General features: G+C 74.6%; 12 protein-coding genes. 5 read left to right on the top strand and 7 right to left on the bottom strand.

All coding sequences use genetic code 11. The annotated features are described in order from the left end of the window. Positions 1-8: 8 nt before the first annotated feature. Entirely contained in the window at positions 9-518 is a 510-nt protein-coding gene (locus tag O2V61_RS18800; RefSeq protein ID WP_269184793.1) for a MarR family winged helix-turn-helix transcriptional regulator, read from the bottom strand. A gap of 117 nt (positions 519-635) precedes the next feature. On the opposite strand from O2V61_RS18800, the gene O2V61_RS18795 reads away from it, so the two are divergent. Beyond that, a complete protein-coding gene (locus O2V61_RS18795) occupies positions 636-3761 on the top strand; it encodes an efflux RND transporter permease subunit (RefSeq protein ID WP_269184792.1) in 3126 nt (1041 codons plus the stop codon). 62 nt (positions 3762-3823) lie between these two features. Here the strand turns inward: O2V61_RS18795 and O2V61_RS18790 are convergent, their stop codons facing one another. Next, on the bottom strand, positions 3824-5257 hold the full coding sequence (locus O2V61_RS18790; RefSeq protein ID WP_269184791.1) for an MFS transporter: 1434 nt from the start codon (positions 5255-5257) through the stop codon (positions 3824-3826). A gap of 122 nt (positions 5258-5379) precedes the next feature. Between O2V61_RS18790 and O2V61_RS18785 the strand changes: the two genes are divergently transcribed. Both O2V61_RS18785 and O2V61_RS18780 read left to right on the top strand, forming a co-directional pair. Then, positions 5380-6702, top strand: coding sequence for an alpha-amylase family glycosyl hydrolase (locus tag O2V61_RS18785; protein WP_269184790.1), 1323 nt, complete (start codon positions 5380-5382; stop codon positions 6700-6702). Between the two features lie 57 nt (positions 6703-6759). Beyond that, complete coding sequence (locus O2V61_RS18780) at positions 6760-8109, top strand: MFS transporter (RefSeq protein ID WP_269184789.1); 1350 nt, start codon at positions 6760-6762, stop codon at positions 8107-8109. 4 nt (positions 8110-8113) lie between these two features. Here the strand turns inward: O2V61_RS18780 and O2V61_RS18775 are convergent, their stop codons facing one another. From O2V61_RS18775 to O2V61_RS18755, 5 genes are read right to left on the bottom strand one after another with little or no spacing between them, the layout of a single operon-like run. Continuing rightward, complete coding sequence (locus O2V61_RS18775) at positions 8114-8797, bottom strand: spermidine synthase (RefSeq protein ID WP_269184788.1); 684 nt, start codon at positions 8795-8797, stop codon at positions 8114-8116. Next, the gene (locus O2V61_RS18770; RefSeq protein ID WP_269184787.1) at positions 8794-9639 is read right to left on the bottom strand and encodes a biotin-dependent carboxyltransferase family protein; all 846 of its coding nucleotides are present in this window, start codon (positions 9637-9639) and stop codon (positions 8794-8796) included. Before O2V61_RS18770 ends, O2V61_RS18775 begins: the two co-directional genes overlap by 4 nt. Continuing rightward, positions 9636-10265 (bottom strand): 5-oxoprolinase subunit B family protein, encoded by a 630-nt coding sequence (locus O2V61_RS18765; protein ID WP_269184786.1) that lies wholly within the window; start codon positions 10263-10265, stop codon positions 9636-9638. Before O2V61_RS18765 ends, O2V61_RS18770 begins: the two co-directional genes overlap by 4 nt. Then, a complete protein-coding gene (locus O2V61_RS18760) occupies positions 10265-11026 on the bottom strand; it encodes a LamB/YcsF family protein (RefSeq protein WP_269184785.1) in 762 nt (253 codons plus the stop codon). The genes O2V61_RS18765 and O2V61_RS18760 overlap by 1 nt, the downstream gene beginning before the upstream one ends. A gap of 14 nt (positions 11027-11040) precedes the next feature. Further along, positions 11041-12276: an NRAMP family divalent metal transporter gene (locus O2V61_RS18755; protein ID WP_269184784.1), complete on the bottom strand. Its 1236-nt coding sequence runs from the start codon at positions 12274-12276 to the stop codon at positions 11041-11043. 146 nt (positions 12277-12422) lie between these two features. On the opposite strand from O2V61_RS18755, the gene O2V61_RS18750 reads away from it, so the two are divergent. Next, the gene (locus O2V61_RS18750) at positions 12423-13130 is read left to right on the top strand and encodes a GntR family transcriptional regulator (RefSeq protein ID WP_269184783.1); all 708 of its coding nucleotides are present in this window, start codon (positions 12423-12425) and stop codon (positions 13128-13130) included. Positions 13131-13132: 2 nt separating this feature from the next. Further along, a complete protein-coding gene (locus tag O2V61_RS18745) occupies positions 13133-13921 on the top strand; it encodes a putative hydro-lyase (RefSeq protein ID WP_269184782.1) in 789 nt (262 codons plus the stop codon). The last annotated feature ends 1 nt before the right edge of the window (position 13922 follow it).

Raw genomic sequence — 13922 nt, 5'->3', positions numbered from 1 at the left:
GGGTCGGATCAGCCCTCGTCGTCCTGGGCGCGCAGGACCCGCAGGACGCCGGCGAGCCCCTCCTGGAGCGCGGCGAGCTCGGCCGGGCGCAGCGCCTGCAGCACGGCGGCGTCGGTCTCCACGTCCGAGGCCATCAGCTGCCGGACCACCCGGGCTCCGGCCCGGGTGGGGGTGAGCACCCGGCCCCGGCCGTCCCGGCTGTCCGGTGTCCGGTCGACCATGCCGGCGCGGACCAGCCGGTCGACCAGGCCGGTGATGGTCGCCGGGCTCACCTCCAGCAGCTCGCTGAGGTGCTGCGGGGTCATCGACTCCTCGATCACCAGGAAGGTCAGCCCCCGCAGCTGCTGGAGGGTGAGCGGGGTGTCCAGCAGCGGCCCGAGGCGGCGGCGCATGCTGTAGTCGCCGACCTGCGCGCCGAGGCACAGCACCGCCAGCACCTCGCTGGGGAGGTCACGCCAGCCCTCGGGCCAGTCGTCGGGCACGTCCTCGGGATCGGGCAGAGCGGGCTCGGTGGTCATCGTCGCCTCCTCCAAGAGGGTCGTCGGCGTGGAGAGTAGTTTGCTCGGAGCTAACTACTCGGGGCAAGCTGGCCGGGAAGTCCACTCCCGACACCGGCCCCGGCCGTGGAGGAACGCGTGTCCCGTCTCGCCGTCCTGTCCCTGCGCAACCGAGCCCTGGTGGCGCTGGCCACCATCGCGGTGCTCGTGTTCGGGCTGATCTCGGCCGGCTCGCTGAAGCAGGAGCTGATCCCCAGCCTGGAGATCCCCGCAGCGGCCGTCGTCGCTGCCCAGCCCGGCGCATCCCCCGACGTGGTGGAGCGCCAGGTCGTGCAGCCGATCGAGCAGGCGATCAGCACCGTGGACGGCGTGGTCGCCACCACCTCCACGGCCAGCACCGGGCTGGGCACGGTCACCGTCGAGCTGGAGTACGGGTCCGACCTGGACCGGGCCACCGCCGCGCTGCAGACCGCGGTCAGCCGGGTGCAGGCCCAGCTCCCCGCCGACGTCGAGCCGCAGGTGCTCGCCGGGTCACTGGCCGACCTCCCGGTCCTGCAGCTGGCGATCGCCGCGCCGGGTGACGCCGCCGCCCTGTCCGACCGCATCGAGGCAGTCGTCGTCCCGCTGTTCGAGCAGGTCGAGGGCGTCCGCGACGTGACGGTCACCGGGGCCAGCGAGCCCCGGGTGCAGATCACGCTCGACCCGGCCGCGCTCGCGGCCGCCGGCATCCCGGCCGCCGCGGTGACCACGGTGCTGGAGGAGAACGGGGTGGTGCTGCCCGCCGGCACGGTGACCGAGGGGGAGCAGACCCTCTCGGTGCAGGCCGGTGACCGGCTGACCTCGGTCGAGGAGCTCCGCGCCGTCCCGCTGACCGGCGCCGACGGTGCCGTCGTCCCGCTGGGCGAGGTCGCCACGGTCGAGCTGGGCGAGGCGCCGGCGACGTCCTACTCGCGGGTCGACGGGCAGCCCGCGCTCTCCGTCGGGCTCACCCAGACGCCGGACGGCAACACCGTCGACATCTCCAACGCCGTGGCCGACCTGGTGCCGCAGGTGCGCGAGCTGCTGGGCGAGGGCAGCACGGTCGCCGTGGTGTTCGACCAGGCGCCGTTCATCGAGGAGTCGATCGAGGGCCTGGCCACCGAGGGCGGGCTGGGGCTGCTGTTCGCCCTGGTCGTGATCCTGGTCTTCCTGGGCTCCGTGCGCTCCACGCTGATCTCGGCGATCTCGATCCCGGTGTCGCTGTGCGTCACCTTCATCGGCCTGCAGGTGGCCGGCTTCTCGCTGAACATCCTCACCCTGGGCGCGCTGACCGTCTCGATCGGCCGGGTGGTCGACGACTCGATCGTGGTCATCGAGAACATCAAGCGGCACCTGTCCTACGGCGAGGGGCGCACCAGGGCGATCCTCGGCGGCGTCCGCGAGGTGGCCGGGGCGATCACCTCCTCCACCATCGCCACCGCCGCGGTGTTCCTGCCGATCGCGCTGGTCGGAGGATTGGTCGGCGAGCTGTTCCGCCCCTTCGCGCTCACCGTCGCGATCGCCCTCCTCGCCTCCCTGGTCGTCTCGCTGACCATCGTCCCGGTCATCGCCTCGGCGTTCCTGAAGGCGCCGGAGACCGACCGCGAGGAGACCGCCGAGCTGGCCCGGGAGCGGGAGGAGGCCGAGGCGGCGGAACGGCGCACCTGGCTGCAGCGGCTGTACGTCCCCGCGCTGCGCGGCGTGCTGGCGCACCGCCGCTGGACCGTCGCCGGCGCGCTCGCCGTCTTCGTCGGCACGCTGGCGCTCACCCCGCTGCTGCAGACGAACTTCATCGGTGACGCCGGCGAGGACACCGTCACCGTGACCGCCGCCTACCCGGCCGGCACCAGCCTGGCCGCGCAGGACGAGCGGGCCCGCGTGCTGGAGGAGGCGCTCGGGGAGCTGGCCGGGGTGGAGACCGTGCAGACCACGGTGGGCTCGGCCGGCGGGTTCGCCGCGTTCAGCGGGGGCGGTGGCACGCCCACGGCGACGTTCTCGTTGACCCTGGCCGAGGACGGCGACCCCGAGGAGACCCGGGCGGAGATCCGGACGGTCGCCGGGGACCTCGCCGACGTCGGTGACGTGACGGTGGCCGCGGCCGGCTCCGGGTTCGGCAGCTCCACGGTCGACGTGCTGGTCCAGGCGGCGGACGCCGACGTGCTGGCCGACGCGGCCGACCAGGTGCAGCAGGCCGTGTCCGAGGTCCCCGGGGCCACCGACGTCACCAACGACCTGTCGGCCGGGCTGCCGGTGGTCCGGGTCGACGTCGACCCGGTCGCGGCGGCGGAGGCCGGGCTGACCCAGGCGCAGGTGACCCGCACCCTGGCCGGGCTGACCAACGCCGTCCCGCTGGGGGAGATCGACGTCGACGACGCGAGCACCCCGGTCTACCTGGACCCGGTGCAGGCCCCGGAGACCGTCGAGCAGCTCCGCTCGGTCGTGCTGCCGACGGCCGGGGGCCTGGTGCCGCTCACCCAGCTGGCGACCGTCGAGGAGGAGCAGGCACCGAGCTCGATCAGCCGGGTCGACGGCGAGCGGAGCGCCACCGTGTCGGCGACCCCGGCCGGCACCGACCTCGGTGCGCTCACCACCGAGCTGCAGGCGGCGATCGACGACCTGGAGCTGCCGGCCGGCGCCGAGGTGTCGATCGGCGGTGTCGCCGCCGACCAGGGCGAGGCCTTCGCCGACCTGGGCCTGGCGCTGGTGATCGCGGTGGTGATCGTCTACCTGGTGATGGTGGCGACCTTCCGCAGCCTGGCCCAGCCGTTCATCCTGCTCGTCTCCGTGCCGTTCGCCGCGACCGGCGCGCTGCTGATGCTGCTGGTCACCGGTACCCCGCTGGGCGTCCCGGCGCTGATCGGCGTGCTCATGCTGATCGGCATCGTGGTGACCAACGCGATCGTGCTGATCGACCTGGTCAACCAGTACCGCGAGCGCGGCCGCCCGCTGGCCGAGGCGGTCAGCGAGGGGGCCCGCCAGCGGCTGCGGCCGATCGTGATGACGGCGGCGGCCACGGTGCTGGCGTTGACCCCGATGGCGTTCGGGCTCACCGGCGGCGGGGTGTTCATCTCCCAGCCGCTGGCCCTGGTCGTGATCGGCGGGCTGATCAGCTCCACGGTGCTGACCCTGCTGCTGGTGCCGGTGCTCTACACCTCGCTGGAGACCCGCCGCGAGCGGCGGGCGGCGAAGCGCGCAGGTGCCGGGCAGTCGGAGCCGGCGGTGGAGGAGGAGCTGCAGCCGGCCTGACGCCGAGTGCAGTTCCGGTCGCCGTCCACGGCGTGTCCACGCGTGTCGGCGACCGGAACTGCTCACTCGGTCGCGGCGGCGGCAGGGACGGACGCGGGGACCGGGTCGGCAGCGCGGGCCCGGCCGGGCAGGAAGGCGGTCAGCACCGCCAGCGCGAGGCACGCCCCGCAGCCGATCGCGGCGAGCGCGGTGTAGCCGCTGGACGGCGGGGTGTCGGCACCGGCCGGGGTGAGCGCCTCCAGCACCGTCGCGCTCAGCGCGCTGCCGAGGGCGAACCCGACGTAGCGCAGCACCTGGTTCAGGCTCATCGCACTGCCGGTCTCCCCGGCCGGCACGGCGCCGACGATGAGCCCGGGCAGTGCCGCGAAGGTGAGGCCCACGCCGAACCCGGCGACCGCCATCGCGACGAACAGCTGCCACAGCTCCTCGCGCACCAGGCCGAACAGCACCGTGCCCAGCAGCAGGACGAGGGCGCCGGCCGGCAGGACCACCCGCGGCCCGGCGGCACGGTCCAGCGGCCGGCCGACCCGGCTGGCCAGGAAGCTGGCGACCGAGAACGGCAGCAGGACCAGCCCGGCCACCACGATCGAGGTGCCGAAGCCGTAGCCGGTGGACTCCGGGGTCTGCGCCAGCCGGGGCACCGAGGACAGCAGCAGGTAGTTGGCCAGGCCGACGAGCAGGGCGGCGCCGTGCGCGGTCGCCGGGACCCGGCCGCGGGCCAGTCGCAGGTCCACCAGCGGGGCCTCCGCGCGCAGCTGCCACACCACCCAGGCGACCAGGGCGAGGACGGCGACGGCGGCCAGCCCGAGCACCGAGGGCGAGGTCCAGCCCCAGGTGCCGGCCTCGCCGAGGGCCAGCAGCCCGGTGGACAGCGCGATCCCGAGCAGCACGGCGCCGGCGACGTCGAGCCGGCGGGGCGGCACGTCGGGCGAGGGCGGGTACACCAGGGCCGCGGCGGCCAGCGCCAGCACGCTGGCGCCGGCGCCGAACCAGAAGGCGGCGTGCACGCCGCCGAGCTCGGCGATCGCCCCGGTCAGCGGGTACCCCAGACCGACACCGGCGGCGACGGTCACCGACAGCGCCGCGACCGTGGACCGGGACCGTTCCCCGGTCAGTGCGGTGCGGGCGGTGGCGATCGCGAGCGGGGTCAGCCCCAGACCGACCCCCTGCAGCCCACGGCCGGCGATCAGCCAGCCCAGGCCCAGCGGCAGCGCGGCGAGCACGTTGCCCAGCAGCACCACGGTGAGGACGACGAGCACCACCGTGCGCCGGTGCCGGCCGTCGCCCAGCCGCCCGATCACCGGCGTGGCCACCGCGCCGACCACCAGCGTGATGGTGAGCGACCACTGCGCGCTGGTGATCGAGACGTCGTTGGCCGCGGCGATCGCCGGGACCAGCGGCGCCCCGAGGCTGCTGATGACCGCGACGAGCATGGCGAGGTAGACCAGCACCGGCACGAGGGCAGGCCGGGCCGGCGACACAGGAGGAGCGCTCACGCCGGCGACGCTAGTTGCGTCCTGCACAGGAGAGGGGGTCCCTCTTCCGCCCAGCGGCGTACCGGTGCCGGCCGCTGGGTAGCGTCGCCGGTGCTGGTGGAGGTCGACGACGAAGGAGCGGGATGCCGAGCTGGGTGCAGGATGCGGTGTGGTGGCACGTCTACCCGTTGGGGTTCGTGGGCGCCGAACGAGAGGCGACCGACGTCGTGACGCACCGGCTGGACCGGCTCACCGCCTGGCTGGACTACGCGGTAGAGCTAGGCGCCAACGGCCTGGCCCTGGGCCCGGTGTTCGCCTCGAGCACGCACGGCTACGACACCGTCGACCACGGTCGGATCGACCCGCGGCTGGGCGACGACGACGACTTCGACGAGCTGGTGGACGCTGCCCACGCGCGCGGCCTGCGGGTGCTCCTGGACGGGGTGTTCAACCACGTCGGCCGCGAGCACCCGGCGTTCCAGGCGGTCGTCGACCGGGGGCCCGACGCGCCCTCGGCGGCCTGGTTCCGGCTGCGCTGGCCGGACGGCTGGCAGCCCGGCGTCGTCCCGGAGTACGACACCTTCGAGGGCCACGGCCAGCTGGTCGCCCTCGACCACTCCGCCCCCGTGGTCGCCGACTGGGTGACCGAGGTGATGACGCACTGGCTGGACCGCGGCGCCGACGGCTGGCGACTGGACGCCGCCTACGCCGTCCCGTCCTCGTTCTGGGCGACCGTGCTGCCCCGGGTGCGCGAGCAGCACCCGGACGCCTACCTGGTCGGTGAGGTGATCCACGGCGACTACGCGCAGGTGGTGCGGGAGTCGACGATGGACGCAGTCACCCAGTACGAGCTGTGGAAGGCGATCTGGAGCTCGCTCAACGACGGCAACCTGCACGAGCTGGCGCACGCGCTCGGCCGGCACGACGGGTTCCTGGACACGTTCGTGCCGCTGACCTTCGTCGGCAACCACGACGTCACCCGGATCGCCAGCCGGCTCGACGACGTCCGCCACCTGCCGCACGCGCTGGCGGTGCTGTTCACCGTGGGCGGCACGCCGTCGGTCTACGCCGGCGACGAGCAGGCCTTCACCGGGGTCAAGGAGGACCGGGCCGGCGGGGACGACGCCGTCCGGCCGCCGTTCCCCGACTCGCCGGAGGAGCTGGCGCCCTTCGGCGAGCCCACCCGCCGGCTGCACCAGGAGCTGATCGGGCTGCGCCGGCGGCACCGCTGGCTGCACACCGCCCGGGTCACGCCGCTGCACCGGGACAACCGGCAGCTCAGCTATGCCGTGGCCGGCGACGGGCAGCGGCTGGTGGTGGCGCTGAACCTGGCGGACGGCGAGGCGACGCTGCCGGCCGGCGGGGCGGGGGAGCTGCTGGCCGGAGCGGGTGCCGTGGAGCAGCCGGGCACCGACCGCGCGGCCGTCTCGCTCCCGGCGCACGGGTGGGCCATCCTGGCCGGGTGAGGAAGTGCACAGCCCGGTTCGGGAAGCGTGGCGGGTGGGACGGCGTCGTCCCTGTACGTGACTGAGTCAGCGATCCGGACGCCCTCCCGCGCCTACGTGATCTGGCTGATCGGCCTGCTGGCCTACGCGGTCGCGATCTTCCACCGCGCCTCGCTCGGGGTCGCCGGGGTCGAGGCGCAGGAGCGGTTCTCTGCCGGGGCCTCGGCGATCTCGCTGTTCCTGGTGCTGCAGCTGACCGTCTACGCGGGCCTGCAGGTGCCGGTCGGCGTCCTGCTGGACCGGTTCGGCTCGCGGCGGATGATCGTCGCCGGCGCAGCGACCATGGCGGTCGGGCAGCTGGTGCTGGCGCTGGCCAGCGACGTGCCCACCGCGATCGCCGCCCGGGTGCTCGTCGGTGCCGGGGACGCGATGACCTTCATCAGCGTGCTCCGGCTGGTGCCGCTGTGGTTCCCCGGACGCACCGTCCCGGTGGTCACCCAGCTCACCGGGATCCTCGGCCAGGTCGGCCAGATCGTGGCCGCCTACCCACTGGTCGCGCTGCTGCACACCGCCGGCTGGACGCCCACCTTCCTGGGCGCCGCCGCCGTCAGCGTGCTGGTCGGCGTCCTGGTGGTGGTCGCCCTGCGCGACGCCCCGCCCGGCACCCCCGCCCCGACGGCGCCCGGGATGGCCGCCGTCCGGGCGAACCTGGCCGCTGCCTGGCGGGAGCCGGGCACCCGGATCGGGCTGTACACCCACCTGGTCACCCAGTTCTCCGGCACGGTGTTCGTGCTGCTCTGGGGCTACCCGTTCCTGACCCTCGGGCAGGGGTTGACGCCCGGGGCGGCGGCCGGGCTGTTGACCCTCCTGGTCCTGGTCGGGATGGCGTTCGGCCCGCTGCTGGGCCGGCTGGTCGGGCGCTGGCCGCTGCGCCGGTCCAACCTGGTCTTCGGCATCCTCACCGTCACCGCTGCCATCTGGACCGTCGTGCTGCTGTGGCCGGGCCGGTCGCCGATGTGGCTGCTCGTCGTGCTGGTCGTCGTGCTGGGCACCAACGGGCCGGGTTCGATGATCGGCTTCGACTACGCCCGCACCGAGAACCCGGTCGAGCGGTCGGGCAGTGCGACCGGGGTGGTCAACGTCGGCGGCTTCTTCGCCTCGCTGTGCACCGTGCTGGCGATCGGCTTCGTGCTCGACGCGATGACCCCCGGCAGCTCCACCGACTACTCGCTGGACGCGTTCCGGGCGGCCTTCGCCGTGCAGTACGCCTTCTGGGCCATCGGCCTGTACGGGGTGGTGAGGCACCGGCGGCACCTGCGCGCCCGGATGGCCCGGGACGGCGTCGTCATGGTGCCCCTGGTCACCGCGGTGAACGCCCGGCTGCGCGGCCGGTCCGCCTACGCTGAGGCGCCGCGCCAGGACCGGTGACCGGTCAGCTCGAGCCGGCCCGGCGGGCGACGGTGATCGCGTGGTCGAAGCGCCGGCCGTCACGCTGCACCGGCAGCACCAGGTGCTCGACGTCGGCCGCGCCGGGCAGCCCGCCGAGCCGGTCGGCCAGCTCCGGCACGGGATCGCTCGCCCAGACGGCCAGCACGCCACCGGGCCGCAGCGCGGCGACCGCGGTGGCCAGCCCGGCCTCCTCGTACAGCGGCGCGTTCGTCCGGTGCACCAGGAACGCCGGGCCGTTGTCGACGTCCAGCAGCACCGCGTCGTAGCGGCCGGGGGAGCCGGCGAGGTGGTCGGCCACGTCGGTCACGTGCAGCCTCAGCCGCCGGTCGGCGCCGCCCAGCGCGGGCAGCAGGCCGCGGCCGGCCCACCGCACCAACGCACCCTGCAGCTCCGCCACGTCGACCGCGGCCACCCGGGGGTCGGCCAGGGCGGTGGCGGCGGTCCAGCCCAGGCCCAGCCCGCCGACCAGCACCCGGAGCCGGTCGCCGGTGCAGCGGGCCAGCGCCTCGGTCGCCAGCGCCCGCTCGGTGGAGGTGTCCACGTCGTCCATCGCGAAGACGCCGTCCACGATCAGCTCGAGGTGCGTGCTGCCGTCCTCGACGGTGCGCCGGCGCAGGACGACCTCGCCGTGCGGGCCGCTCGCCCGGCCGAGCTCGGTGACCGTCATGGCAGGCTGCCCGGGCGCAGCCGCAGGGCCTGGCCGGGCCGGAGCTGCGCGCACCGGTCGACGTCGGCGTCGGTCACGTACCCGATCACCGGGTAGCCGCCGGTCACCGGGTGGTCGGCGAGGAACAGCACCGGCAGCCCGGACGGCGGCACCTGCAGCGCCCCGCGGACCATCCCCTCGCTGGGCAGCTCCCCGGCGCGCAGCCGGTCCAGCGGCGTGCCGTCCAGCCGCAGGCCGACCCGGTTGCTCTCGCTGGTGACCGCCCAGGCCTGCCCGGTGAGCGCCGCCCAGCCGGCGTCGCCGAACCAGTCGGCCCGCGGGCCGGGCAGCACACCGACGGTGAGCTCACCGGCGACCGGCTCGGGCACCGGGGCCAGGTCGACCCCGGGGGCCGGGTCCACCGGCTCGCCGACCGGCAGCCCGTCGCCGGCGGCGACCACCGCAGGGCCGAGACCGGCCAGGACGTCGGTGGCCCGCGAGCCCAGCACCGGCGGGACGGCGATGCCGCCGCGGACCGCCAGGTAGGTGCGCAGCCCGCTGGCCGGGGGACCGAGCCGCAGCTCCTGTCCCCGGCGCAGCACCGTCGGGGCGGCGTGCGGGGCGCCGGGGCAGCGCGCCCCGGCGGTCACCACGAGCAGGTCGGCCTCGGCGCGGACGGCGAGCCCGCCGAAGGTCACCTCGAGCACCGCGGCGTCGGCGCGGTTGCCGACCAGCCGGTTGGCCAGCGCGGCCGAGGCCCGGTCGCAGACGCCGGAGCGGCCGATGCCCAGGGCGGCCTGACCGGGGCGGCCGAGGTCCTGCACGGTGGTCAGTGGCCCGGTGGCCAGCACGGTCAGGCTCATCGGGACACCTCTCCCTGGGAGACCGCCACGAATCGCACCCGGGTGCCCGGTCGGAGCAGCGCGGCCGGCTCGCGGCCGAGGTCGAACACGGCGACGTCGGTGCGGCCGATCAGCTGCCAGCCGCCGGGTGACTCGCGCGGGTAGACACCGCTGAACTCCCCGGCCAGCGCCACCGAACCGGGGGGCACCTTGGTGCGCGGGGTGGCCCGGCGGGGCACGTCCCACTGCCCGCCGGGCTCGGTGAGGTAGCCGAAGCCGGGGGCGAAGCCACAGAAGGCCACCGTCCACTCGGCGCCGGTGTGCCGCTCGACCAGCCCGGCCGGGGTGAGGCCGAGCAGCTCGGCGGCGTCGCTCAGGTCGGCGCCGTCGTAGTGCACCGGCAGCTCGATCCGGTCGCCGAGTGCCTGCACGTCCGGGCGCGGGGTCGTCGCCCGCACGGCGTCGGCGACCGCGGCCAGGGTGGTGACCGCAGGGTCGGTCATCAGCAGCACCGTGCGGGCGGCCGGGACGACGTCGACCACCCCGTGCGGCGGGTGGGCGCTGAGCGCGGCGTACAGCGCCAGCACGTCGTCCAGCCCGTCCAGCTCGACGAGCAGGGCGGCGCTCCCGCTGGGGAGCAGCCGCATCAGCCGGTGAAGGGGGCCAGCTCGACCCCCGCCGTGGTCAGCGCCGCACGCACCTGCCGGGCGATCTCCACGGCACCCGGGGTGTCGCCGTGCACGCAGATCGACCCGGGCTGCAGGGTCAGCTCGCCACCCTCGACGTCGGTGATCGGCTCGCCGGTGGCCATGGCCACGCACCGGGCGGCGATCTCGGCCGGGTCGTGCAGCACCGCGCCCGGGAGCCGGCGGGACACCAGGGTGCCCGCCGGGGTGTAGGCGCGGTCGGCGAACGCCTCGTGCACCACGGTCAGCCCCGCCTCGGCGGCCAGCCGCAGCCACACCGACCCGGGCAGGCCGAGCACCGGCAGCGTCCGGTCGTAGGCGACGACGGCCGCGACCACCGCAGCCGCCTGCTCCTCGTGGTGCACGATCGCGTTGTAGAGCGCGCCGTGCGGCTTGACGTAGCGCACCCGGTCGCCGGCGATCCGGGCGAAGCCCTCCAGCGCGCCGATCTGGTAGGCGACGTCGGCGGTCAGCGCCTCGGGCTCCACGTCGATGAACCGCCGGCCGAAGCCCGGCAGGTCGCGGTAGCCGACCTGGGCGCCGATCGCCACGCCGGACTCGACGGCCTTCGCGCAGACCCGCCGCATGATCGAGGCGTCACTGGCGTGGAAGCCGCAGGCGACGTTGGCGCTGGTGACCACGCCCAGGAGCGCGTCGTCGTCGCCGAGCGTCCACTGGCCGAAGCCCTCGCCGAGGTCGGAGTTCAGGTCCACACGGGTCATGTCGACAGCCTCCCTCACGCGAACAGGTCGATGACCGGACGGATCGAGTTGATCGCCAGGTACAGCGTGATCAGCCAGGCGACCCAGCCGATGACCAGCAGCCAGCGCGGGTAGCGGTAGCCGTTGAGCAGGTCGGTGCGTCGGGTGGCCACCCAGAGCAGGACGGCGATCCCGATCGGCAGCAGCAGCCCGTTGAACGCCCCGGCGAAGACCAGCAGCGTCGTGGGTGCGGTGCCGATCAGCACGTAGACCAGCGAGGTGAACGCGATGAAGCCGACGACCAACAGGGTGCGGGTGCGGTCGGAGGTCGTCGTCCGGGAGGTCACGAAGGACACCGAGGTGTAGGAGGCACCGATGACGCTGGTGATCGCCGCGGCCCACAACACGATGCCGAACACCCGCAGGCCCACCTCGCCGGCGGCCTGCTCGAAGGCGGACGCCGCCTGGTTGGTCGGGTCGAGCGCCGCGCCGCCGGTGACCACGCCGAGGATCGCCAGGAAGAGCACGACCCGCATCACGGCGGTGATCAGGATGCCGGTGACGGAGCCGCGGGTGATGTCCCGGACCCGGCCGGGGCCGGAGATGCCCGAGTCGAGCAGCCGGTGGGCGCCGGCGTAGACGATGTAGCCGCCGATCGTGCCGCCGACCAGCGTGGTGATCGCCAGGACGTCGATGTCCTCGGGCAGCACGACGTTGCGCAGCGCCTCGCCCACCGGTGGGCCGGAGGTGATCGCGACGTAGGTGGTCAGCACGATCATCACCAGCCCGAGGACGACGACGATCCGGTCGACCGCCACCCCGGCGCGCTTGCTCAGGAAGATGCCGATGGCGATCAGCGCCGACAGCGCCCCGCCGAGCTTGGGGTCGAGCCCGAGCATGGCGTTGGTGCCCAGGCCCGCGCCGCTGACGTTGCCGATGTTGAACACCAGCCCGCCGATCAGCAGGAAGGCGGCCATCACCCAGCCCAGGCCCGGGGCGACCAGGTTGCCCAGCTCCTGCGCGCGCCGGCCGCTGACGCCGATGACCCGCCAGACGTTCAGCTGCAGCGCGATGTCGATCAAGATCGAGATGACGATCGCGAAGGCGAACGCCGCGCCCAGCTGCACGGTGAAGGTGGTCGTCTGGGTGATGAAGCCGGGGCCGATGGCCGAGGTGGCCATCAGGAACATCGCGCCGAGCAGGGTGGAGCGGGTGCTCGAGGCCAGCCGCCCGGGGGGCGCGGTGGACGGCTCGGCAGGGGTGGAGGCCATGGCTGCTCCCAGGTCGGGTGGACGGCACCTGCCGTGGTCGGTTGGCGCCCTTGGCGGACGAACCTAGAGAGTTGTTGAACAATCCCTCAAGGGGATCGGACGACATTTAACTGCGCGGACACATCCGGAGACGGCAGGATGACGGCATGCCCGAGTCCGCCGACACCACCTGGCTGCGCACCGTGGCGCACGAGGTGCGCAGCTTCGACCGGTCCAGCACTGCCGAACGGGTCGCCGAGCTGCTCCGCTCCCGGGTGATCGAGGGCGACCTGCCGCCGGGCACCCGGCTGTCGGAGGAGCAGCTGGTCGAGGTCCTGCACGTCAGCCGGAACACGCTGCGCGAGGCGTTCCGGCTGCTCACCCACGAGGGCCTGCTGGTGCACCGGCTGCACCGCGGGGTCTTCGTGCCCGAGCTGGACGAGGACGACCTGGTCGACCTCTACCGGCTGCGGCGGACGATCGAGTGCGACGTCGTCCGCCGGCTGGAGGGGCTGGACGCCGTCCGGCTGCGGCCGCTGCACGCCGCCGTCGCCGCCGGCGAGGACGCCGCCCGGCGCGGCGACTGGGGTGCGGCCGGCACCGCCAACATGCGCTTCCACCAGCAGCTCGTGGCGCTGGCCGGGAGCCGCCGGATCGACGAGACGACGGCCCGGCTGCTCGCCGAACTGCGGCTCGCCTTCCACGCCATCGCCGTGCCGCAGCGGCTGCACGAGCCCTACGTCAGCCGCAACCGTGCCCTGCTGGACCTGCTGACCGCCGGTGAGGTCGAGCAGGCGGCCAAGGAGCTGGAGGCCTACCTGCACGACTCGGAGGCCGAGCTGCTGGCCGCCCATCGGGCACACCCGAGGAGCTGACCGTGACCACGATCGTCCCCGCCGCCGACCCCGCGGCCGCCCGCGCCGCGTTCCGTGGCGGGCTCGCCGTGCCGTCGTCGGGCTGGGCACCCGGGCACACCCAGGCGAACCTCGTCGTCCTGCCCCGGGACTGGGCCTGGGACATGCTGCTGTTCGGCCAGCGCAACCCGCAGCCGGTGCCGCTGCTGGACGTGACCGACGCGGGCTCCTGGGAGACCCCGCTGGCCCCGGGCGCCGACCTGCGCACCGACCTGCCGCGCTACCGGGTCTGGCGGGACGGCGGCCTGGTCGACGAGCCCACCGACGTGACCGACCTCTGGCGCGAGGACCTGGTGGCGTTCCTGATCGGTTGCAGCTTCAGCTTCGAGACCGCCCTGCTGGACGCCGGGGTGCCGGTGCGCAACATCGAGCAGGGGCGGAACGTGTCGATGTACCGCACGGACCGGGCGTGCCGTCCGGCCGGGCGGCTGTCCGGGCCGCTGGTGGTGTCGATGCGCCCGGTGCCCGGGCACCTGGTGGCCACCGCGGTGCAGGTGACCGCGCGGATGCCGCAGGTGCACGGGGCACCGGTGCACGTCGGGTCACCGGCCGCGCTGGGCATCGCGGACCTGGCCCGGCCCGACTTCGGCGACCCGGTGGAGCTCGCGGACGGCGACGTCCCGGTGTTCTGGGCGTGCGGGGTGACGCCGCAGGCGGCGCTGATGGCATCCCGGCCGCCGTTCGCGATCACCCACGCGCCGGGGCACATGTTCGTCACCGACGTCCCGGACGCCGCCTACCGGCAGCTCTGAG

The organism is Modestobacter sp. VKM Ac-2985 (genome assembly GCF_026967925.1).
Classification (GTDB): Bacteria; Actinomycetota; Actinomycetes; order Mycobacteriales; family Geodermatophilaceae; genus Modestobacter.
The sequence above is the reverse complement of the archived record's forward strand: the minus strand, read 5'-3'. Positions and strand labels throughout refer to the sequence as shown.